The sequence below is a fragment of the Escherichia sp. MOD1-EC5433 genome (genome assembly GCF_002966005.1).
Classification (GTDB): domain Bacteria; phylum Pseudomonadota; class Gammaproteobacteria; order Enterobacterales; family Enterobacteriaceae; genus Escherichia; species Escherichia ruysiae.
Genome location: NZ_PTRL01000003.1, coordinates 38,818 through 60,889 on the forward strand (window position 1 = coordinate 38,818; position 22,072 = coordinate 60,889).

The following is a 22,072-nucleotide window of genomic DNA, read 5'->3' on the forward strand; positions in this document are numbered from 1 at the left end:
CGTAATGTGTTACGTTTAGCAGATCAGAAGACAGGCGACCTTTTCAAGGAATAGCATGAAAAAGATTGATGCGATTATTAAACCCTTCAAGCTGGACGATGTCCGCGAAGCACTGGCTGAAGTCGGCATTACCGGCATGACGGTCACCGAGGTGAAAGGTTTTGGCCGCCAGAAAGGCCATACCGAGCTGTATCGCGGCGCGGAGTATATGGTGGATTTTCTGCCGAAGGTGAAAATTGAGATTGTCGTACCAGACGACATTGTCGATACCTGTGTCGATACCATTATTCGCACGGCGCAAACCGGCAAGATCGGTGACGGTAAAATCTTCGTCTTTGACGTGGCACGGGTTATTCGTATCCGTACCGGTGAAGAGGACGATGCGGCGATTTAAACCGCGTCAGGGTTGCCGGATGTTTCCATCCGGCAATATCAAATCACAGCACCTTATGCGGGCCAAAGCATTCGTAATGAATGTTTTCCTGCTTCACGCCCAGATCCACTAACTGTTTCGCGGCAAACTGCATGAAGCCCACCGGACCGCAGAGATAGAACTGCATGGCCGGATCGCTGAACGCACCTTCCAGTTTGCTTAAATCCATCAGACCTTCGCTATCAAACTGGCCTTTCGCGCGATCGGCCTCGCTCGGCTGACGATACCAGGTATGCGCGGTAAAGCGCGGCAGTGCTTGCCCCAGTTCCTTAACTTCATCAGCAAAGGCGTGAACATCGCCATTTTCTGCCGCATGGAACCAGTTCACCTGTGCGCTATGGCCTGCTTTTGCCAGCGTATCGAGCATAGCCAGCATTGGCGTCTGACCGACACCGGCAGAGATTAAGGTTACCGGTGTGTCATTTGTCACATCCATAAAGAAATCACCCGCCGGAGCCACCAGCTTCACGACATCGCCAACATTGGCGTGATTGTGCAGCCAGTTAGAAACCTGTCCGCCGTCTTCGCGTTTCACCGCAATACGATAGCCTTTGCCATCAGGTTTACGGGTCAAAGAGTACTGACGAATTTCCTGATGCGGGAAACCTTCCGGTTTCAGCCAGACACCGAGATATTGCCCCGGACGGTATTCTGCCACTGCGCCACCGTCGACTGGTTCCAGTTCGAAGCTGGTGATAAGCGCACTGCGCGGTGTTTTAGCCACAATGCGGAAATCGCGAGTACCTTCCCAGCCACCGGCTTTGCTGGCGTTTTCGTTATAGATTTCCGCCTCGCGATTGATAAATACATTAGCCAGTACGCCATAGGCTTTACCCCACGCGTCCAGCACTTCCTGCCCCGGGCTGAACATTTCGTCCAGGGTCGCCAACAGGTGTTCACCGACGATGTTGTACTGTTCCGGTTTGATCTGGAAGCTAGTATGCTTCTGAGCGATTTTTTCTACGGCTGGCAGCAGCGCAGGCAGGTTTTCAATATTACTGGCGTAGGCGGCAATGGCGTTAAACAGGGCTTCACGTTGATCGCCATTACGCTGGTTACTCATGTTAAAAATTTCTTTGAGTTCTGGGTTATGAGTAAACATACGGTCGTAGAAATGGGCGGTTAACTTTGGCCCTGTTTCCACCAGTAAAGGGATGGTGGCTTTTACTGTAGCGATGGTTTGAGCGTCAAGCATATGGTCTTCCTTTTTTTGCATCTTAATTGATGTATTTCAAATGCATCTTATAAAAAATAGCCCTGCAATGTAAATGGTTCTTTGGTGTTTTTCAGAAAGAATGTGATGAAGTGAAAAATTTGCATCACAAACCTGAAAAGAAATCCGTTTCCGGTTGCAAGCTCTTTATTCTCCAAAGCCTTGCGCAGCCTGAAGGTAATCGTTTGCGTAAATTCCTTTGTCAAGACCTGTTATCGCACAATGATTCGGTTATACTGTTCGCCGTTGTCCAACAGGACCGCCTATAAAGGCCAAAAATTTTATTGTTAGCTGAGTCAGGAGATGCGGATGTTAAAGCGTGAAATGAACATTGCCGATTATGATGCCGAACTGTGGCAGGCTATGGAGCAGGAAAAAGTACGTCAGGAAGAGCACATCGAACTGATCGCCTCCGAAAACTACACCAGCCCGCGCGTAATGCAGGCGCAGGGTTCTCAGCTGACCAACAAATATGCTGAAGGTTATCCGGGCAAACGCTACTACGGCGGTTGCGAGTATGTTGATATCGTTGAACAACTGGCGATCGATCGTGCGAAAGAACTGTTCGGCGCTGACTACGCTAACGTCCAGCCGCACTCCGGCTCCCAGGCTAACTTTGCGGTCTACACCGCGCTGCTGGAACCAGGTGATACCGTTCTGGGTATGAACCTGGCTCATGGCGGTCACCTGACTCACGGTTCTCCGGTTAACTTCTCCGGTAAACTGTACAACATCGTTCCTTACGGTATTGATGCTACCGGTCATATCGACTACGCAGATCTGGAAAAACAAGCCAAAGAACACAAGCCGAAAATGATTATCGGTGGCTTCTCTGCTTATTCCGGCGTGGTGGACTGGGCGAAAATGCGTGAAATCGCTGACAGCATCGGTGCTTACCTGTTCGTTGATATGGCGCACGTTGCGGGCCTGGTTGCTGCTGGCGTCTACCCGAACCCAGTTCCTCATGCTCACGTTGTTACTACCACCACTCACAAAACCCTGGCGGGTCCGCGCGGCGGTCTGATCCTGGCGAAAGGTGGTAGCGAAGAGCTGTACAAAAAACTGAACTCTGCCGTTTTCCCTGGTGGTCAGGGCGGTCCGTTGATGCACGTAATCGCCGGTAAAGCGGTTGCTCTGAAAGAAGCGATGGAGCCTGAGTTCAAAACTTACCAGCAGCAGGTCGCTAAAAACGCTAAAGCGATGGTAGAAGTGTTCCTGGAACGCGGCTACAAAGTGGTTTCTGGCGGTACTGATAACCACCTGTTCCTGGTTGATCTGGTAGATAAAAACCTGACCGGTAAAGAAGCAGACGCCGCTCTGGGCCGTGCTAACATCACCGTCAACAAAAACAGCGTACCGAACGATCCGAAGAGCCCGTTTGTGACCTCCGGTATTCGCGTGGGTACTCCGGCGATTACGCGTCGCGGCTTCAAAGAAGCAGAAGCGAAAGAACTGGCTGGCTGGATGTGTGACGTGCTGGACAGCATCAATGATGAAGCCGTTATCGAGCGTATCAAAGGTAAAGTTCTCGACATCTGCGCACGTTACCCGGTTTACGCATAAGCGAAACGGTTAATCTGTTGAAAAAAGGCTTCCTCCGGGAAGCCTTTTTACCTTATCGCGCCATCAAATCTGGCGTAACTGTGCTTCAACATACAAATAGCCTATCCCCAGCACCTGTTGTGCGCGGCTTAATTGCCCAAAGCCAATTTGCGTCGCTTTTACGCTCGGTCCTTCGTCGCGGTCGAACGGGTTAAATCCCGTCTGGCGAATTATGGTATTAAGCCAGTTCTCGCCAAAGGTGCAACTGCGACCATACAGCCAAATCTGATTAATATTGAGGATGTTGAGGAAGTTATACAGACTCAAACCAATGGCGTTGGCACTGCGGTCAACCCAACTGGTGACCCACGGTTCTCCACTCTGCCAGGCAGTGATTAATTGCGCGGTAGTCAATTTTTCGGGATCAAGTTGCGTATTAACCGGTTGTGATTTTAGCCATACCCGCGCCTGCTTTTTCAATGCGCTTAACGAGGCGACGGTTTCCAGACAGCCGTAACGTCCACAGTCGCAGACGACGCCATCCGGATTAACGATGGTGTGACCAATCTGTCCGCTACCATACAAACTGCCGCGATAAATTTGCTCGTTAATCACGAACGACGAGCCAATACCGTAATCAACGTTGATCACGCAGAAATCCCGTTCCTGCGAATTATTTTGCCATTTCTCCGCCAGCGCCAGCATCACGCAGTCATTATCGACCATCACCCGAATGCCGAGCTTCTCTTCCAGCAGATACTTCACCTCAACCGGCGTTGTCCACGGCGCTTGCGGCATGGTTTGCGACACGCCGGTCACTGGGTCAACCTGACCGTGGATTGCCAGCGCCAGGTTGATGGTACGGTCCGGCCACAATTTACGGTGGCGATGCCAGCATTTTTCGATTTCGGACAGCAGCGCCTGCGGCGTCGGTGCATCAATCTGTAAATACTCAAATTCACCTTTCGGACTTAAACAAGCATTAGCAACCTGACACTCAATACTGGTGGGCGTCACGTTCAGACACAGTGTCCAGTCACCTTCCGGCGCAATCAGCCATGTACCGCTACTATGCCCGCGCGTCTGGCTTTCATCATCGATATTCACCACCCGTTTTTCGCTTTCCAGCTCCTGCAAAATATTACTTACCGCCGGAATCGAAATTTGCGCCAGCCGGGCCAGCGTTGATTTATTGGCGCGCTTTTGCCGGTACAGCAGTTCCAGAATCACGCATTTGTTATGGTGGCGAATCTGTTGATTGTTAATGCAGGCTCTCATCTTCACTAAACCTTGTTTAGTTAATTGCGTGATTATTCCGCGAAAACATTGCCAGATTGTTCAATACACTGCCACAAATCTTTTAATTCAGTATGTCTTGTTAATATTGAGGGCACCATGACTCCAGTAAAAGTGTGGCAAGAGCGCGTTGAGATCCCGACCTATGAAACCGGACCGCAGGATATACATCCCATGTTCCTGGAAAATCGCGTTTATCAGGGATCGTCCGGCGCAGTTTATCCCTACGGCGTGACGGATACGCTGAGCGAGCAGAGAATCCTGAAATCCTGGCAGGCGGTGTGGCTGGAAAACGACTACATCAAAGTGATGATCCTGCCGGAGCTGGGCGGTCGGGTGCATCGCGCGTGGGATAAAGTGAAACAGCGAGATTTTGTCTATCACAATGAAGTCATTAAACCGGCGCTGGTCGGGCTGCTGGGGCCGTGGATCTCCGGCGGGATTGAGTTTAACTGGCCGCAACACCATCGCCCGACCACCTTTATGCCCGTTGATTTCACCATTGAATCCCATGAAGACGGTGCACAGACCGTGTGGGTTGGTGAGACGGAGCCGATGCACGGTCTACAGGTGATGACAGGCTTCACGCTGCGCCCTGACCGTGCCGCACTGGAGATTGCCAGCCGCGTCTATAACGGCAACGCCACACCGCGTCATTTCTTGTGGTGGGCCAACCCGGCAGTGAAAGGGGGGGAAGGGCATCAGAGCGTCTTCCCGCCGGATGTAACGGCGGTATTTGATCACGGCAAACGGGCCGTCTCCGCTTTCCCCATCGCCACCGGCACCTATTACAAAGTGGACTACTCCGCCGGCGTGGACATTTCGCGTTATAAAAACGTGCCCGTTCCAACCTCATATATGGCTGAAAAATCACAGTACGATTTTGTCGGCGCGTGGTGTCACGATGAAGATGGCGGTTTATTACACGTTGCCAACCACCACATTGCGCCGGGTAAAAAACAGTGGAGCTGGGGACACAGTGAATTTGGCCAGGCGTGGGATAAGAGCCTGACCGACAATAACGGTCCGTATATCGAGCTGATGACCGGCATTTTTGCTGATAACCAACCCGATTTTACCTGGCTTGATGCTTACGAAGAGAAGCGTTTCGAGCAGTATTTCCTGCCTTACCATTCTCTGGGCATGGTGCAAAACGCCTCCCGCGATGCGGTGATTAAATTACAGCGTAGCGAGCGGGGGATTGAGTGGGGGCTGTATGCCATCTCCCCGTTGAACGGATACCGTCTGGCGATCCGCGAAATCGGCAAGCGCGAAGCGTTACTTAACGATACCGTGGCCCTGACGCCAGCGACCGCCATCCAGGGCGTGTTGCACGGTATTGAGCCGGACAGATTGACCATCGAACTTTCCGATGCTGACGGCAATATTGTTCTGAGTTATCAGGAACATCAGCCGCAAGAGTTGCCGCTGCCGGACGTCGCCAAAGCGCCACTGGCAGCGCAAGACATTACCAGTACAGATGAAGCCTGGTTTATCGGTCAGCATCTGGAGCAATACCATCATGCCAGCCGTTCACCGTTCGATTACTACCTGCGCGGCGTGGCGTTGGATCCGCTGGATTATCGCTGTAACCTGGCGCTGGCGATGCTGGAATATAACCGTGCCGATTTCCCGCAAGCGGTGGCGTATGCCAGTCAGGCGCTGAAACGCGCACATGCGCTGAACAAAAACCCGCAGTGCGGACAGGCAAGTTTGATTCGCGCCAGTGCGTATGAGCGTCAGGGGCAATATCAACAAGCTGAAGAAGATTTCTGGCGTTCGGTCTGGAGCGGTAACAGTAAAGCAGGCGGCTATTATGGTCTGGCACGGCTGGCGGCGCGTAATGGTAACTTCGACGCTGGTCTGGATTTTTGCCAACAAAGTCTGCGCGCCTGCCCAACCAATCAGCAAGTGCTGTGCCTGCATAATCTGCTGCTGGTGTTAAGCGGTCGTCAGGACAACGCGCGTTTGCAGCGCGAGAAACTGCTGCGCGATTATCCGCTGAACGCCACCCTGTGGTGGCTGAACTGGTTCGATGGTCGTACCGAGTCAGCCCTCACGCAGTGGCGTGGTCTGTGTCAGGGGCGTGACGTTAACGCCCTGATGACCGCCGGGCAACTGATTAACTGGGGAATGCCCGCCCTGGCGGCAGAGATGCTGAACGCACTGGACTGCCAGCGAACGCTGCCGCTTTATCTGCAAGCCAGTTTGTTGCCGAAAGCTGAGCGCGGCGAATTGATTGCGAAAGCCATTGACGTGTTCCCGCAGTTTGTTCGTTTCCCGAATACGCTGGAAGAAGTCGCGGCACTGGAGAGTATTGAAGAGTGCTGGTTCGCCCGTCATTTACTGGCCTGTTTCCACTACAACAAGCGCAGTTATGGCAAAGCGATAGCGTTATGGCAACGTTGCGTAGAGATGACGCCGGAGTTTGCCGATGGCTGGCGCGGGTTGGCGATCCATGCGTGGAATAAACAGCATGATTATGAACTGGCTGCCCGTTATCTTGATAATGCTTATCAACTTGCGCCGCAGGATGCTCGTCTGCTTTTCGAACGGGATTTGCTGGATAAGTTAACCGGGGCTGCACCGGAGAAACGACTGGCGCGTCTGGAAAATAATCTGGCAATTGCCCTGAAACGCGACGACATGACCGCAGAACTGCTCAATTTGTGGCATCTCACCGGTCAGGCAAACAAAGCGGCAGATATTCTCGCCACGCGCAAATTCCACCCGTGGGAAGGCGGAGAAGGGAAGGTCACCAGCCAGTTTATCCTCAATCAGTTGTTACGTGCCTGGCACCATCTTGATGCCAGACAGCCGCAGCAGGCCAGCGAACTGCTTCATGCCGCGCTGCATTACCCGGAGAATTTGAGCGAAGGCCGTTTACCGGGGCAGACTGATAATGACATCTGGTTCTGGCAGGCAGTATGCGCCAAAGCGCAGGGTGATGAAGCTGAGGCGACGCGTTGTTTACGCCTGGCGGCGACCGGCGATCGCACCATCAACATCCACAGTTATTACAACGATCAGCCAGTTGATTATCTCTTCTGGCAAGGGATGGCGCTGCGATTGCTGGGCGAACAACAAACCGCACAACAACTGTTCACTGAAATGAAACAGTGGGCACAAGAGATGGCGAAAACCAGTATCGAAGCGGATTTCTTTGCCGTCTCGCAACCCGACTTGTTGTCGCTGTATGGCGATTTACAACAGCAGCATAAAGAAAAATGCCTGATGGTGGCGATGCTGGCGGCAGCGGGATTAGGGGAGATTGCGCAATATGAATCTGCTCGCGCTGAATTGACGGCGATTAATCCGGCCTGGCCGAAAGCAGCATTATTCACCACCGTGATGCCTTTTATTTTTAACTACGTTCACTAAACCCTATTAACTGTAATCTTTGAGCGGCACGCACTGCCGCTCATCACTAAATAATTAGAATAAGCCGTTGTTAATAAAAACCCTACAGGAGGCACTATGCCTAAAAAAAGCAGAATAACCCGTAATCTATTATTAATGGCTACGCTATTAGGTAGCGCACTATTTGCCAGGGCTGCGGAAAAAGAAATGACCATTGGCGCAATATATCTTGATACTCAGGGATATTATGCCGGTGTGCGTCAGGGTGTTCAGGATGCGGCAAAAGATTCCTCAGTACAGGTTCAGTTAATAGAAACTAACGCGCAGGGCGATATTTCGAAAGAAAGTACTTTTGTTGATACGCTCGTGGCGCGTAATGTCGATGCTATTATTTTATCTGCTGTTTCTGAAAATGGCAGCAGCCGCACCGTTCGTCGCGCCAGTGAAGCGGGTATTCCGGTGATTTGCTACAACACCTGTATTAATCAGAAGGGCGTCGATAAATATGTCTCGGCGTATCTGGTCGGCGATCCGCTAGAATTTGGTAAAAAGCTGGGTAACGCTGCTGCCGATTATTTTATTGCCAACAAAATTGCTCAACCGAAAATTGCCGTTATCAATTGCGAAGCCTTTGAAGTTTGTGTGCAGCGTCGAAAAGGATTTGAAGAAATATTAAAAGCTCGCGTTCCCGGTGCGCAAATTGTCGCTAATCAGGAAGGGACTGTTTTAGATAAAGCGATTTCCGTTGGTGAAAAACTGATTATCTCCACGCCGGATCTCAACGCCATTATGGGGGAATCTGGCGGTGCGACACTCGGCGCGGTAAAAGCGGTACGCAATCAAAATCAGGCCGGAAAAATTGCTGTTTTCGGTTCGGATATGACGACTGAAATTGCTCAGGAACTGGAAAACAACCAGGTGCTGAAAGCGGTGGTGGATATTTCCGGTAAGAAAATGGGCAATGCTGTTTTTGCGCAAACATTGAAGGTTATCAATAAACAAGCCGACGGTGACAAAGTGATTCAGGTGCCTATCGATCTCTATACCAAAACGGAAGACGGTAAACAGTGGCTGGCAACGCACGTTGATGGTCTGCCCTAATAGCTGATTCGCAGAGGTTCCTATGTTCACGGCAACAGAGGCAGTCCCGGTAGCAAAAGTGGTGGCAGGAAATAAGCGTTACCCCGGCGTCGTTGCGTTGGATAACGTTAACTTCACGCTCAATAAAGGCGAAGTTCGCGCGCTGTTAGGCAAAAACGGCGCGGGCAAATCGACCCTCATTCGAATGCTTACCGGCAGCGAACGTCCGGACAGCGGTGATATCTGGATTGGCGAGACGCGACTGGAAGGTGACGAAGCTACGCTGACTCGCCGTGCCGCTGAACTGGGGGTTCGTGCGGTTTATCAGGAATTAAGTCTGGTGGAAGGGCTGACGGTGGCGGAAAACCTCTGCCTCGGTCAGTGGCCCCGCCGCAACGGCATGATTGATTACCTGCAAATGGCGCAGGATGCCCAACGTTGCTTACAGGCGCTGGGTGTTGATGTTAGCCCTGAACAACTTGTTTCAACGCTAAGTCCGGCGCAAAAGCAACTGGTGGAAATTGCGCGGGTGATGAAGGGCGAGCCGCGCGTGGTCATTCTTGATGAACCCACCAGTTCGCTTGCCAGTGCGGAAGTTGAACTGGTGATAAGCGCAGTGAAAAAGATGTCGGCACTTGGCGTAGCGGTGATTTATGTCAGCCACCGGATGGAAGAAATCCGCCGTATCGCTTCCTGCGCCACCGTCATGCGCGATGGTCAGGTGGCGGGTGATGTGATGCTCGAAAATACCTCCACGCGTCATATTGTGTCGCTGATGCTCGGGCGCGATCACGTTGATATTGCGCCGGTTGTCGCTCAGGACATTGCAGAGCAGGCCGTGCTGGAAGTCCGCGCGTTACGCCACAGACCCAAACTTACGGAGATCAGTTTTTCCCTGCGTCGTGGCGAAGTGCTTGGCATTGCTGGCCTGCTGGGTGCAGGGCGTAGTGAATTGCTGAAAGCGATTGTTGGGCTGGAAGCGTATGAGCAGGGTGAGATTGTTATCAACGGCGAGAAAATCGCCCGCCCCGATTACGGCGACATGCTGAAACGCGGCATTGGCTATACCCCAGAAAATCGCAAAGAAGCGGGGATCATTCCCTGGCTGGGCGTTGACGAAAATACAGTGCTGACCAATCGGCAAAAAATCAGCGCCAACGGTGTGCTGCAATGGTCCACCATCCGCCGCCTGACCGAAGAGGTGATGCAGCGGATGACGGTCAAGGCCGCCAGTAGCGAAACGCCCATCGGCACGCTTTCTGGCGGTAATCAGCAAAAAGTAGTGATCGGTCGTTGGGTCTATGCCGCCAGCCAGATTTTGTTGCTTGACGAGCCAACGCGTGGCGTCGATATCGAAGCCAAACAGCAGATTTACCGTATTGTCCGCGAGCTGGCTGCCGAAGGAAAAAGCGTGGTGTTTATCTCCAGTGAAGTGGAGGAGTTGCCGCTGGTGTGTGACCGCATCCTGTTATTACAGCACGGTACGTTCTCGCAGGAGTTTCACTCGCCGGTCAATGTGGATGAGCTGATGTCCGCCATTCTGTCTGTGCACTGATGAATTTTACCGAGGAACCTGAAGATGTCTGCTTCGTCATTACCATTGCCGCAGGGCAAGAGCGTCTCGCTCAAACAATTTGTCAGTCGCCATATTAATGAGATCGGTTTGCTGGTGGTGATCGCCATTCTTTATCTGGTCTTCTCTCTGAACGCGCCTGGCTTTATCTCATTGAATAACCAGATGAACGTGCTGCGCGATACCGCCACCATTGGGATCGCCGCCTGGGCGATGACGCTGATTATTATCTCCGGTGAAATTGATGTCAGCGTTGGACCGATGGTGGCTTTTGTCTCGGTGTGCCTGGCATTTTTGCTGCAATTTGAAGTTCCGCTGGCGGTAGCGTGTCTACTGGTGTTGCTGTTAGGCGCGCTGATGGGAACGCTCGCCGGGGTGCTGCGCGGTGTGTTTAACGTGCCAAGTTTCGTGGCCACTCTGGGGTTGTGGAGCGCCCTGCGCGGGATGGGCTTGTTTATGACGAACGCCCTGCCAGTGCCTATTGACGAAAACGAGGTGCTGGACTGGCTGGGCGGGCAATTTCTCGGCGTGCCGGTATCCGCGCTGATCATGATGGTGTTGTTTGCGCTGTTTGTGTTCATTAGCCGTAAAACCGCTTTTGGGCGTTCGGTGTTTGCTGTTGGCGGTAATGCCACGGCAGCGCAGTTGTGCGGTATTAACGTTCGTCGGGTGCGCATTCTTATCTTTACTCTTTCGGGAGTATTAGCAGCAGTCACCGGGATTTTGCTGGCTGCTCGTCTCGGTTCCGGTAACGCAGGTGCCGCAAACGGGCTGGAGTTTGATGTCATTGCTGCGGTCGTGGTCGGCGGTACGGCGCTTTCAGGCGGTCGTGGCTCGCTGTTCGGTACGTTGCTTGGCGTACTGGTGATTACGCTAATCGGTAACGGTCTGGTGTTGCTCGGGATTAACTCCTTTTTCCAGCAGGTGGTACGCGGCGTCATCATCGTGGTGGCGGTGCTGGCGAATATCTTGCTGACCCAGCGAAGCACTAAAGCGAAACGCTAAACCTTAACGCCCCTGGCGCGGGTGCGGCAGGGATGAAAATTAATCGTATTGTTAATGAGGGACTTATGAAAACGATGCTGGCAGCTTATTTACCAGGAAATTCGACCGTTGATCTGCGGGAAGTTGCGATGCCGACGCCGGGGATTAACCAGGTATTGATCAAAATGAAATCCTCCGGGATTTGCGGAAGCGATGTCCACTATATCTATCATCAACACCGCGCCACGGCGGCGGCGCCCGATAAACCGTTATACCAGGGATTTATCAACGGTCATGAACCGTGCGGGCAGATTGTAGCGATGGGGCAGGGGTGCCGCCATTTTAAAGAGGGCGACCGCGTGCTGGTGTATCACATTTCTGGCTGTGGTTTTTGCCCGAACTGCCGTCGCGGTTTTCCTATCTCTTGTACTGGCGAAGGAAAAGCGGCTTACGGCTGGCAGCGTGACGGCGGTCATGCCGAATACTTGCTGGCGGAAGAAAAAGATCTGATCCTCCTGCCGGATGCGCTGAGCTACGAAGATGGTGCGTTTATCAGTTGCGGCGTTGGCACGGCGTATGAAGGGATTTTGCGCGGCGAAGTCTCAGGCAGCGATAACGTGCTGGTGGTCGGTCTGGGGCCGGTCGGCATGATGGCGATGATGCTGGCGAAAGGTCGCGGTGCGAAACGGATCATCGGCGTTGATATGCTGCCGGAACGTCTGGCGATGGCGAAACAGTTAGGCGTGATGGATCACGGTTATTTAGCAACCACCGAAGGTCTGCCGCAGATAATCGCCGAACTCACCCACGGCGGCGCAGATGTTGCGCTCGATTGTTCCGGTAATGCCGCAGGGCGCTTGCTGGCCTTGCAATCCACCGCCGACTGGGGGCGCGTGGTTTACATCGGAGAAACCGGAAAAGTGGAGTTCGAGGTCAGCGCCGATCTGATGCATCATCAACGGCGGATTATTGGCTCCTGGGTGACCAGTCTGTTCCATATGGAAAAATGCGCCCACGATTTGACCGACTGGAAACTGTGGCCGCGTAACGCCATTACCCACCGCTTCTCACTGGAACAGGCCGGTGATGCTTATGCGCTGATGGCAAGCGGCAAATGCGGCAAAGTCGTGATTAACTTCCCGGATTAAGGAGTTAGCGAATGACCATCTATACCTTATCTCACGGGGCGCTAAAGCTGGATGTTTCTGACCAGGGCGGTGTCATAGAAGGTTTCTGGCGTGATACGACGCCGCTCTTACGTCCTGGTAAAAAAAGCGGTGTGGCAACCGATGCCTCCTGTTTTCCGCTGGTGCCGTTTGCAAACCGGGTGAGCGGTAACCGTTTTGTCTGGCAGGAGCGAGAGTATCAACTGCAACCGAATGTTGAGTGGGATGCGCATTATCTGCACGGCGATGGCTGGCTGGGCGAGTGGCAATGTGTAACGCGCAGTGATGATAGCTTGTGCCTGGTGTATGAACATCGCAGTGGTGTTTATCACTATCGGGTAAGTCAGGCGTTTCATTTAACGGCAGATACGCTGACGGTGACGCTCTCTGTCACCAATCAAGGGGCAGAGATGCTGCCATTTGGTACCGGCTGGCATCCTTATTTTCCGTTGTCACCACAAACGCGGATTCAGGCACAGGCGAGCGGTTATTGGCTGGAACGGGAGCAGTGGCTGGCGGGTGAGTTTTGCGAGCAGCTACCGCAGGAACTGGATTTTAACCAGCTCGCGCCGTTGCCGCGCCAGTGGGTGAATAATGGTTTTGCCGGCTGGAATGGTCAGGCACGCATTGAGCAGCCGCAGGAGGGTTATGCCATCACTATGGAAACGATGCCGCCTGCGCCGTGCTATTTCATCTTTGTCTCCGACCCCGCATTTGATAAAGGATATGCGTTTGATTTCTTCTGTCTGGAACCGATGAGCCATGCGCCGGATGACCATCATCGCCCGGAAGGTGGTGACCTCGTTGCACTTGCGCCGGGGGAGTCAACAACCTCAGAGATGTCGTTGCGGGTTGAGTTGCTGTAATTTATAGAATGCCGGATGCGGGTAATTTCAATTTTGTAGCAATCGGTGCACCATGCCTGATGCGACGCTTATCGCGTCTTATCAGGCCTTGTATTCGCCGCATCCGGCATCTTTCCTAACGCCGATCGAGAGAAATTGCCCCCGGCCCGGTAATTGCCAGCAGCAGGAATGCGCCAGCAATACTGACATTCTTCCAGAAATTAATCATATTTGGCCCAACTGCATCCCCGGTCATATCCCAGTAATGGTGACCAATCACCGCCGTACCCAGCGTGTAGAAAATAAACAGCACCGCCAGCGGACGGGTGAAAAAGCCAAGCACGATTAATATCGCGGCGGGGACTTCCATAACTACCGCAATAATGGCTGCCAGCATCGGCATCGGCGCACCCAGCGAGGCCATATATTGTACCGTGCCGTCAAAGCCCATCATTTTGGGAAAACCAAAAATAATGAAAATTAAGATGACGGCAATACGAGCAATTAATAACAACACGGGGCGGGCTGCGCCAAAATCAAAATAACGTAGTGTGTTCATAACCAATCCCTTTGCAAGATAATGTGATTTAAACGTAATACACACACTCGCACCTCGCCACGCCTCAGCAGATGAGAAATTTGGTAATTATCCAGGTCAACATCCAGCACATTTTCTGTAGGTGATATTTTGTTAGTGGTATTAACGATAATTTTTTCCAGAATGGTGTACTGGAAGTGGCCCTGATTTTCTTATTTTTCAACTTGCAACAACATTCGATTAACTTCAGACTAACGCCTCCTGACGGGAGGGACTCATGGTTTTGCAATCCACGCGCTGGCTGGCGCTCGGTTATTTCACATACTTTTTTAGCTACGGTATTTTTCTACCTTTCTGGAGCGTCTGGCTTAAGGGGATTGGCTTAACGCCAGAAACTATCGGCCTGTTGTTGGGGGCAGGGCTGGTTGCCCGTTTTCTCGGCAGTTTGATAATTGCGCCCCGCGTCAGCGATCCTTCTCGCCTGATTTCTGCACTTCGTGTACTGGCGTTGTTGACACTGCTGTTCGCCATCGCCTTCTGGGCTGGCGCGCATGTGGCATGGCTGATGCTTGTGATGGTTGGTTTTAACCTCTTTTTCTCACCGCTGGTGCCGTTAACTGACGCGCTGGCGAATACCTGGCAAAAGCAGTTCCCGCTTGATTACGGCAAAGTGCGACTTTGGGGCTCAGTGGCGTTTGTCATTGGTTCGGCGCTGACGGGCAAACTGGTCAGCGTGTTTGATTATCGGGTGATCCTCGCGCTGTTGACGTTGGGCGTGGCATCCATGCTACTTGGTTTTCTGATTCGCCCGACCATTCAACCGCAAGGGGAGAGCCGCCAGCAAGAGAGCACGGGGTGGCCGGCCTGGCTGGCGCTGGTTCGCCAGAACTGGCGCTTTCTGGCCTGCGTTTGTCTATTGCAGGGGGCGCACGCGGCATATTACGGTTTTAGCGCCATATACTGGCAGGCTGCGGGTTACTCGGCTTCGGCGGTGGGCTATTTATGGTCGCTTGGTGTAGTGGCGGAAGTCATTATCTTTGCGCTGAGTAACAAACTTTTTCGTCGCTGTAGCGCCCGCGATATGTTGTTGATCTCGGCGATTTGCGGGGTAGTACGTTGGGGCATTATGGGGGCAACCACTGAGCTAGCGTGGTTGATAGTGGTGCAAATTCTGCATTGCGGCACCTTTACTGTGTGCCACCTGGCCGCCATGCGCTACATTGCTGCTCGTCAGGGAAGCGAGGTTATCCGTTTACAGGCAGTTTATTCTGCCGTCGCGATGGGCGGCAGTATCGCTATCATGACCGTCTTCGCCGGTTTCCTGTATCAATATCTCGGACATGGCGTGTTTTGGGTGATGGCGCTGGTGGCGCTTCCGGCAATGTTTTTGCGCCCGAAAGTGGTTCCCTCATGCTGACTATTCCAGCATTTTACGGATCTGCTCCTGTTGGTGTACGGTCAGGATCTGATTCGTATGAATCAGCGGCGGCGAAAAGAGCGGTAAAGGGATGGTATAAGGTGTAATAATCAGCACCGTGTTTCTCGGGGCGCCATTTCGTAAAAATGTCTTCACCGATATATGCTTAATATTGAGTGGCAATAGTGTAAGTTCGCGCAATTGCTGCTCAATATTCGCTTCTCTTTCACTGTCATTGCCCGTCAGTAAAATAATCTTTTTTTCGTTAATTTCATTTGCTTGCATCAGCCATGCGCCGAAAATCACCGCCACCAGGCCACTTTCCTCATCGGAAAAACGGACATTGTATTCACTTTCAAACCCGGCCAGCGCCGCGCGAGTTGTACGAACCAGGCGTGGGTAAAGTCGGCTGAACTCTTCTGGCAAGGTGTTATCAATACCGATGGTAAACAAACTGCGGCGTAATGCCTGAGCGAGATGAGTATAAAGCTGATCGCATAACCCCTGTTCATCATAGAAACGAACATTTCCCTGCTCACGAAAACGTTGTACCAAACGAACAATGGCCTGGCGTAATTGCCGATCGCGCTGATGAGCATCTTGCAGCGGATTGGGAACTTGCAACATGGAAAAGAGCAACGCCATAAACAAAGGCTCATCTGGTGGTACAGGCTGGCGTGCCCGCCGTTGCCAGTGGCGACCAATTTCCTGTGCTACCTGAAACTCAAGACAGGACTCAGCCCATCGACGTTGCAGCGGGTTAAATTGTGGCGAGATCCCGGCATGATGTTGTAACAGGCAATATTGCAGATACAGGCACAGAAAATGAACATCACGCGCTTCAAAGCATTTTTGCAACCGTCGTGCACAGAGATTAATTAAAGCTTGCAGGTTGGTATCGTCGTAAAAGTTGCGAGCAATCCCCCGGCGCTTCAGTTCTTCCTTTAAGGCTGGGGTGAAACGGCTGGTGATGAATGATGGACATAAACGGAAACCGCGTCGTAGCCAGTGAAATAAACATAAACGTTGGTTAAGTACTGTACCTTCAACCCGGTAGCTACCGTCATAACCAGTGGTGAGCGTGAGCTGGTGATAGCGGAGGATTTCCCGTCCTGTTTCGCTGATATCGCGAACCGCAATATTATCATCCACACCATTAAGCTCGCTGAGAGTGGCCGTGGTGGCGGTCAACCCCGGCTGAAATAGTGTCAGCAAGATCTGGCAGCGGCGCTGGGGAGCAGAAAGGACAGATGGTGGAGCAAGTGTAGACATCATCTGTAGATCTCCCATAAGCATAATTGATAAGAATAGCTAAAGTTTGCTTAGGGAAATGGGGAATGGAATGCTAATTATCAGAAATGCTGGCAGACATCACAGAATTTTTATCGATATAAACGGATATGACCAGTTTAATACCATGTCTTAATGTGATTTATTGCTGTTTTATTCTTAGGGGGAATTCCCGGGATTCAACGCACTGAGGATAAAATCCACCATCTGCTCACGATAAACATCACCATGACGATCGGAAAAGGCATCAATGTGTTCGCCGTCAGGGATCAGAATCAGGCGTTTTGGCTCTTTCGCCAGAGCATATAACTTTTCACTGTGCTGCCACGGGATAACGTGATCGGCTTTACCGTGAATCAGTAAAAGCGGGATCGGGCTGACGCTGGCGATGTAATTTTCGCCGCTATAACTCTCATCAAGTAAGTAGCCACTGCCAGGGATCATCTGGTTGGCGATGGTCGCATAAGAGGCAAATGTGGAGTCGAGGATCACCGCACGTATGCCTTCACTACCTCCCTGACCAATAACATCAAGAATATTCGCCCCTCCAATACTTTGCCCGAACAGCACCAGCCGTTGTGGGTTTACATCACTGCGATGGCGCACCACGCTGATGGCGCTTAGCGTATCGTCCAGTAATCCAGCCTGGGACGGCGTGCCTTTTGATTTACCAAACCCGCGATAGTCAAACATAAAAACATTGAAATTGCGCTCGGGTAACCAACTGACCAGCGGCCAGTGGGCGGACATGTTTCCGGCATTGCCGTGAGCATGAATGATGGTTGCGATGGCGTTGTCAGCGGAACCCGTCGCAGAGGGGATAAACCAGCCTTGCAGACGAGTACCGTCCTTAGCCGTAAATTCGACGGATTCTGCAGACCAGGGTTCGGGACCGTAAATTTTGTCGTCAGGGTAATAGAAGAAGTTGATGGCAACGCGCGGTACTAAATAAATGCAGAAGGCAACAACAAAGAGGATAAACAGAATTTTGAGAACGCGTTTGTTCACTGGCAGTGCCATAACCTTTCCTTGCGACTTCTTTATAATCCATTAATCGGGGAAAGATGGTGGGAGAGCGGCGAAAGAAAGTAAAGCGGTGAGGAAGTATTTCGGAATAGCGCCTGAAAGGCGAGGGCGGGTGAGTGATATCACCCGCCAGAGTCATTAACGCTTCAGAGCGTCGCTTAACTCGTCACGCATATTTGACAGCATGGCTTTTACTACGCGTGGGTTACCGGCAACGATGTTACCGGTCAGCATGTAGTTATGACCACCGGTGAAATCGCTGACGATACCGCCTGCTTCACGAACCAGCAGTTCGCCTGCGGCGAAGTCCCACGGGCGCAGACCAATTTCGAAGAAACCGTCAACGCGACCAGCGGCTACGTAAGCCAGATCCAGCGCCGCAGAACCGGTACGACGGAAGTCAGCGCATTCGCTAAACAGTTTGCCAACGATATTGATGTAGGTGGTTGCGTACTGTTTCGCTTTGAAAGGGAAACCGGTCGCCAGAATAGTACCGTCGAGATCGCGAGCGGTGCTGCCGCGCAGACGATAGCCGTTCAGCTGTGCGCCCTGACCGCGAGTCGCGGTGAACAGTTCGTTACGCATAGGATCGTAAACCACAGCAACTTCGGTGCGGCCTTTGATACGAACAGCGATAGATACCGCGAAGTGCGGCAGACGTTTGATAAAGTTGGTAGTGCCATCCAGTGGATCGATAACCCATTGAACATCCTGATCAGTACCTTCAAGTTCACCGCTTTCTTCGGTGATGATGGTGTGCTGCGGGTAAGATTTACGAATCGTGTCGATAATCACCGCTTCGGCAGCTTTATCTACGTTGGTCACGAAATCGTTGCTGCCTTTCTGGCTCGCTTCTACAGCGTCCGGGGTTTCATAGTTTTTGGCAATTAAATTACCCGCCTTGCGCGCTGCGCGCACGGCGATGTTCAGCATCGGATGCATCGGTCTCTCTCACTGGATGTTAAAGAACGGGAAAACGGCGCAGAGTATAGCAGCGAGATCGGCATCTGTCTTCGTTTTATGATAAGATGTGCGAATAATCTTTAGACGAAGAAAGACAATGCTGCAAAATATTCGAATTGTGCTGGTGGAGACGTCACACACCGGCAATATGGGTTCTGTTGCCCGTGCCATGAAAACAATGGGATTAACCAATCTGTGGTTGGTTAATCCACTGGTGAAACCTGACTCTCAGGCCATCGCGCTGGCGGCGGGAGCCAGCGATGTGATTGGTAATGCTCACATCGTCGATACGCTCGACGAAGCGTTAGCCGGTTGTAGCCTGGTGGTTGGCACCAGCGCACGCTCCCGCACGCTGCCGTGGCCGATGCTCGACCCGCGCGAATGCGGTCTGAAAAGCGTCGCTGAAGCGGCAAATACCCCGGTGGCGCTGGTTTTTGGTCGCGAGCGCGTCGGCTTGACCAATGAAGAGTTGCAGAAATGCCATTATCATGTCGCGATTGCCGCTAACCCGGAATACAGCTCGCTGAACCTGGCGATGGCGGTTCAGGTTATTGCGTATGAAGTGCGCATGGCCTGGCTGGCGACTCAGGAAAACGGCGAGCAGGTTGAGTATGAAGAGACGCCGTATCCGCTGGTCGATGATCTTGAGCGTTTTTACGGTCATCTGGAGCAAACGCTGCTGGCAACCGGCTTTATTCGTGAAAACCATCCGGGGCAGGTGATGAATAAATTGCGCCGTCTGTTTACCCGTGCGCGCCCGGAAAGCCAGGAGTTGAATATCCTGCGCGGGATTCTGGCTTCCATTGAGCAGCAGAATAAAGGTAACAAGGCTGAATAACAGTCGTTGCCTGATGCGACGCTTATCGCGTCTTATCAGGCCTGGAAGTGTACAGAACCCCAGGTCGGATAAGGCGTTCACGCCGCATCCGATAACAGGTACAAACGCCACGATAAAAAATGGCACTGAAGGTTAAATACCCGACTAAATCAGTCAAGTAAATAGTTGACCAAATTACTCGGGAATGTCAGACTTGACCCTGCTATGCAATACCCCCACTTTTACAATAAAAAACCCCGGGCAGGGGCGAGTTTGAGGTGAAGTAAGACATGAGACTGACATCTAAAGGGCGCTATGCCGTGACCGCAATGCTGGACGTTGCGCTCAACTCCGAAGCAGGCCCGGTACCGTTGGCTGATATTTCCGAACGTCAGGGAATTTCCCTTTCCTATCTGGAACAACTGTTTTCCCGTCTGCGTAAAAATGGTCTGGTTTCCAGCGTACGTGGACCTGGCGGTGGTTATCTGTTGGGCAAAGATGCCAGCAGCATCGCCGTTGGCGAAGTGATTAGCGCCGTTGACGAATCTGTAGATGCCACCCGTTGTCAGGGTAAAGGCGGCTGCCAGGGCGGCGATAAATGCCTGACCCACGCGCTGTGGCGTGATTTGAGCGACCGTCTCACCGGTTTTCTCAACAACATTACTTTAGGCGAACTGGTTAATAACCAGGAAGTGCTGGATGTGTCTGGTCGTCAGCATACTCACGACGCGCCACGCAGCCGCACACAAGACGCGATCGACGTTAAGTTGCGCGCATAAAAGATAAAAAGTATTCAGAATCAGGCCGGGGCGTATCGCGCTCCGTAAACACGGTCGTACATCCAGCCGGTAGCCTGATTCCTTGCATTGAGTGATGTACGGAGTTTATAGAGCAATGAAATTACCGATTTATCTCGACTACTCCGCAACCACGCCGGTGGACCCGCGTGTTGCCGAGAAAATGATGCAGTTTATGACGATGGACGGAACCTTTGGTAACCCGGCCTCCCGTTCTCACCGTTTCGGCTGGCAGGCTGAAGAAGCCGTAGATATCGCCCGTAATCAGATTGCCGATCTGGTCGGTGCTGACCCGCGTGAAATCGTTTTTACCTCTGGTGCAACCGAATCTGACAACCTGGCAATCAAAGGTGCAGCCAACTTTTATCAGAAAAAAGGCAAGCACATCATCACCAGCAAAACCGAACACAAAGCGGTACTGGACACCTGCCGTCAGCTGGAGCGCGAAGGTTTTGAAGTCACTTACCTGGCACCGCAGCGTAACGGCATTATCGACCTGAAAGAACTTGAAGCAGCGATGCGTGACGACACCATCCTCGTTTCTATCATGCACGTAAATAACGAAATCGGCGTGGTACAGGATATCGCGGCTATCGGCGAAATGTGCCGTGCTCGCGGCATTATCTATCACGTTGATGCAACCCAGAGCGTGGGCAAACTGCCTATCGACCTGAGCCAGTTGAAAGTTGACCTGATGTCTTTCTCCGGTCACAAAATCTATGGCCCGAAAGGTATCGGTGCGCTGTATGTGCGTCGTAAACCGCGCGTACGCATTGAAGCTCAAATGCACGGCGGCGGTCACGAGCGCGGTATGCGTTCCGGTACTCTGCCTGTTCACCAGATCGTCGGTATGGGCGAAGCCTATCGCATCGCAAAAGAAGAGATGGCGACCGAGATGGAACGTCTGCGCGGTCTGCGTAACCGTCTGTGGAACGGCATCAAAGATATCGAAGAAGTTTACCTGAACGGTGACCTGGAACATGGTGCGCCGAACATTCTCAACGTCAGCTTTAACTACGTTGAAGGTGAGTCGCTGATTATGGCGCTGAAAGACCTCGCGGTTTCTTCAGGTTCCGCCTGTACGTCGGCAAGCCTCGAACCGTCCTATGTGCTGCGCGCGCTGGGGCTGAACGACGAGCTGGCACATAGCTCTATCCGTTTCTCTTTAGGTCGTTTTACTACTGAAGAAGAGATCGACTACACCATCGAGTTAGTTCGTAAATCCATCGGTCGTCTGCGTGACCTTTCTCCGCTGTGGGAAATGTACAAGCAGGGCGTGGATCTGAACAGCATCGAATGGGCTCATCATTAATCGGTATCGGAATCAGGAGAATTTATAATGGCTTACAGCGAAAAAGTTATCGACCATTACGAGAATCCGCGTAACGTGGGTTCCTTCGACAACAACGACGAGAACGTGGGCAGCGGCATGGTGGGTGCACCGGCCTGTGGCGACGTGATGAAGTTGCAGATTAAAGTCAACGATGAAGGTATCATTGAAGACGCGCGTTTTAAAACTTACGGCTGCGGTTCCGCTATCGCTTCCAGCTCCCTGGTGACCGAATGGGTGAAAGGGAAATCTCTGGACGAAGCACAGGCGATTAAAAACACCGATATTGCTGAAGAACTTGAACTGCCGCCGGTGAAAATTCACTGTTCTATTCTGGCAGAAGACGCGATCAAAGCCGCCATTGCGGACTATAAAAGCAAACGTGAAGCAAAATAAGAGTTG

Annotated in this window: 19 protein-coding genes; 13 read left to right on the forward strand and 6 right to left on the reverse strand. The window is 52.2% G+C overall.

The genetic code is table 11. From position 1 onward, the window contains the following. Nucleotides 1-55: 55 nt before the first annotated feature. Nucleotides 56-394, forward strand: coding sequence for a nitrogen regulatory protein P-II (glnB, locus tag C3D30_RS07110; RefSeq protein ID WP_000717694.1), 339 nt, complete (start codon nt 56-58; stop codon nt 392-394). Nucleotides 395-437: 43 nt separating this feature from the next. On the opposite strand, the gene hmpA is transcribed toward glnB, so the two are convergent. Continuing rightward, nucleotides 438-1,628: an NO-inducible flavohemoprotein gene (hmpA, locus tag C3D30_RS07115; protein ID WP_105285149.1), complete on the reverse strand. Its 1,191-nt coding sequence runs from the start codon at nt 1,626-1,628 to the stop codon at nt 438-440. A gap of 327 nt (nt 1,629-1,955) precedes the next feature. Between hmpA and glyA the strand changes: the two genes are divergently transcribed. Continuing rightward, entirely contained in the window at nt 1,956-3,209 is a 1,254-nt protein-coding gene (gene glyA, locus C3D30_RS07120) for a serine hydroxymethyltransferase (protein ID WP_000919159.1), read from the forward strand. Between the two features lie 63 nt (nt 3,210-3,272). Here the strand turns inward: glyA and C3D30_RS07125 are convergent, their stop codons facing one another. After that, nucleotides 3,273-4,466, reverse strand: a complete 1,194-nt coding sequence (locus tag C3D30_RS07125; RefSeq protein ID WP_105286661.1) for an ROK family protein — start codon at nt 4,464-4,466, stop codon at nt 3,273-3,275. A 117-nt stretch (nt 4,467-4,583) separates the two neighbouring features. Between C3D30_RS07125 and C3D30_RS07130 the strand changes: the two genes are divergently transcribed. The 6 genes from C3D30_RS07130 to C3D30_RS07155 all read left to right on the forward strand — a co-directional run bounded on the left by C3D30_RS07130 (nt 4,584) and on the right by C3D30_RS07155 (nt 13,513). Beyond that, nucleotides 4,584-7,865 carry a DUF5107 domain-containing protein gene (locus C3D30_RS07130; RefSeq protein WP_105286662.1) on the forward strand — a complete coding sequence of 1,094 codons (3,282 nt, stop codon included), beginning with the start codon at nt 4,584-4,586 and terminating at the stop codon, nt 7,863-7,865. 96 nt (nt 7,866-7,961) lie between these two features. Continuing rightward, nucleotides 7,962-8,945, forward strand: coding sequence for a substrate-binding domain-containing protein (locus tag C3D30_RS07135; RefSeq protein WP_001124983.1), 984 nt, complete (start codon nt 7,962-7,964; stop codon nt 8,943-8,945). Between the two features lie 22 nt (nt 8,946-8,967). Continuing rightward, entirely contained in the window at nt 8,968-10,479 is a 1,512-nt protein-coding gene (locus C3D30_RS07140; protein ID WP_105286663.1) for a sugar ABC transporter ATP-binding protein, read from the forward strand. 24 nt (nt 10,480-10,503) lie between these two features. Next, complete coding sequence (locus C3D30_RS07145) at nt 10,504-11,502, forward strand: ABC transporter permease (RefSeq protein WP_105286664.1); 999 nt, start codon at nt 10,504-10,506, stop codon at nt 11,500-11,502. A gap of 32 nt (nt 11,503-11,534) precedes the next feature. Next, nucleotides 11,535-12,629 carry a zinc-dependent alcohol dehydrogenase family protein gene (locus C3D30_RS07150; RefSeq protein ID WP_024191155.1) on the forward strand — a complete coding sequence of 365 codons (1,095 nt, stop codon included), beginning with the start codon at nt 11,535-11,537 and terminating at the stop codon, nt 12,627-12,629. Nucleotides 12,630-12,640: 11 nt separating this feature from the next. Beyond that, a complete protein-coding gene (locus tag C3D30_RS07155) occupies nt 12,641-13,513 on the forward strand; it encodes an aldose 1-epimerase (protein ID WP_105286665.1) in 873 nt (290 codons plus the stop codon). Nucleotides 13,514-13,628: 115 nt separating this feature from the next. Here the strand turns inward: C3D30_RS07155 and C3D30_RS07160 are convergent, their stop codons facing one another. Next, entirely contained in the window at nt 13,629-14,051 is a 423-nt protein-coding gene (locus C3D30_RS07160; RefSeq protein WP_021551228.1) for a DoxX family protein, read from the reverse strand. A 256-nt stretch (nt 14,052-14,307) separates the two neighbouring features. Between C3D30_RS07160 and C3D30_RS07165 the strand changes: the two genes are divergently transcribed. Then, nucleotides 14,308-15,447 carry a 3-phenylpropionate MFS transporter gene (locus tag C3D30_RS07165; protein WP_000244170.1) on the forward strand — a complete coding sequence of 380 codons (1,140 nt, stop codon included), beginning with the start codon at nt 14,308-14,310 and terminating at the stop codon, nt 15,445-15,447. Here C3D30_RS07165 and csiE read toward each other — a convergent pair whose 3' ends face one another. The 3 genes from csiE to suhB form a co-directional block, all read right to left on the reverse strand. After that, on the reverse strand, nt 15,448-16,722 hold the full coding sequence (gene csiE, locus C3D30_RS07170) for a stationary phase inducible protein CsiE (RefSeq protein WP_105286666.1): 1,275 nt from the start codon (nt 16,720-16,722) through the stop codon (nt 15,448-15,450). It abuts the gene before it with no gap. Nucleotides 16,723-16,896: 174 nt separating this feature from the next. Further along, nucleotides 16,897-17,757 (reverse strand): alpha/beta hydrolase, encoded by an 861-nt coding sequence (locus C3D30_RS07175; RefSeq protein ID WP_016158788.1) that lies wholly within the window; start codon nt 17,755-17,757, stop codon nt 16,897-16,899. 144 nt (nt 17,758-17,901) lie between these two features. Next, nucleotides 17,902-18,705: an inositol-1-monophosphatase gene (suhB, locus tag C3D30_RS07180; RefSeq protein WP_000553455.1), complete on the reverse strand. Its 804-nt coding sequence runs from the start codon at nt 18,703-18,705 to the stop codon at nt 17,902-17,904. Nucleotides 18,706-18,823: 118 nt separating this feature from the next. On the opposite strand from suhB, the gene trmJ reads away from it, so the two are divergent. The 4 genes from trmJ to iscU all read left to right on the forward strand — a co-directional run bounded on the left by trmJ (nt 18,824) and on the right by iscU (nt 22,066). Next, a complete protein-coding gene (trmJ, locus tag C3D30_RS07185) occupies nt 18,824-19,564 on the forward strand; it encodes a tRNA (cytosine(32)/uridine(32)-2'-O)-methyltransferase TrmJ (protein ID WP_000940022.1) in 741 nt (246 codons plus the stop codon). 269 nt (nt 19,565-19,833) lie between these two features. Then, complete coding sequence (gene iscR / locus C3D30_RS07190) at nt 19,834-20,322, forward strand: Fe-S cluster assembly transcriptional regulator IscR (protein WP_001241355.1); 489 nt, start codon at nt 19,834-19,836, stop codon at nt 20,320-20,322. A gap of 115 nt (nt 20,323-20,437) precedes the next feature. After that, nucleotides 20,438-21,652: a cysteine desulfurase gene (gene iscS, locus C3D30_RS07195; protein ID WP_001295373.1), complete on the forward strand. Its 1,215-nt coding sequence runs from the start codon at nt 20,438-20,440 to the stop codon at nt 21,650-21,652. Between the two features lie 27 nt (nt 21,653-21,679). Beyond that, nucleotides 21,680-22,066 carry a Fe-S cluster assembly scaffold IscU gene (gene iscU / locus C3D30_RS07200; protein ID WP_000331707.1) on the forward strand — a complete coding sequence of 129 codons (387 nt, stop codon included), beginning with the start codon at nt 21,680-21,682 and terminating at the stop codon, nt 22,064-22,066. The last annotated feature ends 6 nt before the right edge of the window (nt 22,067-22,072 follow it).

Coding starts and splice junctions, on each gene's coding strand:
- glyA (WP_000919159.1), top strand. CDS start 1,956: ATGTTAAAGCGTGAAATGAACATTGCCGATTATGATGCCGAACTGTGG.
- C3D30_RS07175 (WP_016158788.1), bottom strand. CDS start 17,757: ATGGCACTGCCAGTGAACAAACGCGTTCTCAAAATTCTGTTTATCCTC.
- iscS (WP_001295373.1), top strand. CDS start 20,438: ATGAAATTACCGATTTATCTCGACTACTCCGCAACCACGCCGGTGGAC.
- C3D30_RS07125 (WP_105286661.1), bottom strand. CDS start 4,466: ATGAGAGCCTGCATTAACAATCAACAGATTCGCCACCATAACAAATGC.
- C3D30_RS07165 (WP_000244170.1), top strand. CDS start 14,308: ATGGTTTTGCAATCCACGCGCTGGCTGGCGCTCGGTTATTTCACATAC.
- C3D30_RS07135 (WP_001124983.1), top strand. CDS start 7,962: ATGCCTAAAAAAAGCAGAATAACCCGTAATCTATTATTAATGGCTACG.
- iscR (WP_001241355.1), top strand. CDS start 19,834: ATGAGACTGACATCTAAAGGGCGCTATGCCGTGACCGCAATGCTGGAC.
- hmpA (WP_105285149.1), bottom strand. CDS start 1,628: ATGCTTGACGCTCAAACCATCGCTACAGTAAAAGCCACCATCCCTTTA.
- C3D30_RS07150 (WP_024191155.1), top strand. CDS start 11,535: ATGAAAATTAATCGTATTGTTAATGAGGGACTTATGAAAACGATGCTG.
- C3D30_RS07160 (WP_021551228.1), bottom strand. CDS start 14,051: ATGAACACACTACGTTATTTTGATTTTGGCGCAGCCCGCCCCGTGTTG.
- C3D30_RS07130 (WP_105286662.1), top strand. CDS start 4,584: ATGACTCCAGTAAAAGTGTGGCAAGAGCGCGTTGAGATCCCGACCTAT.
- suhB (WP_000553455.1), bottom strand. CDS start 18,705: ATGCATCCGATGCTGAACATCGCCGTGCGCGCAGCGCGCAAGGCGGGT.
- csiE (WP_105286666.1), bottom strand. CDS start 16,722: ATGATGTCTACACTTGCTCCACCATCTGTCCTTTCTGCTCCCCAGCGC.
- glnB (WP_000717694.1), top strand. CDS start 56: ATGAAAAAGATTGATGCGATTATTAAACCCTTCAAGCTGGACGATGTC.
- C3D30_RS07145 (WP_105286664.1), top strand. CDS start 10,504: ATGTCTGCTTCGTCATTACCATTGCCGCAGGGCAAGAGCGTCTCGCTC.
- C3D30_RS07155 (WP_105286665.1), top strand. CDS start 12,641: ATGACCATCTATACCTTATCTCACGGGGCGCTAAAGCTGGATGTTTCT.
- trmJ (WP_000940022.1), top strand. CDS start 18,824: ATGCTGCAAAATATTCGAATTGTGCTGGTGGAGACGTCACACACCGGC.
- C3D30_RS07140 (WP_105286663.1), top strand. CDS start 8,968: ATGTTCACGGCAACAGAGGCAGTCCCGGTAGCAAAAGTGGTGGCAGGA.
- iscU (WP_000331707.1), top strand. CDS start 21,680: ATGGCTTACAGCGAAAAAGTTATCGACCATTACGAGAATCCGCGTAAC.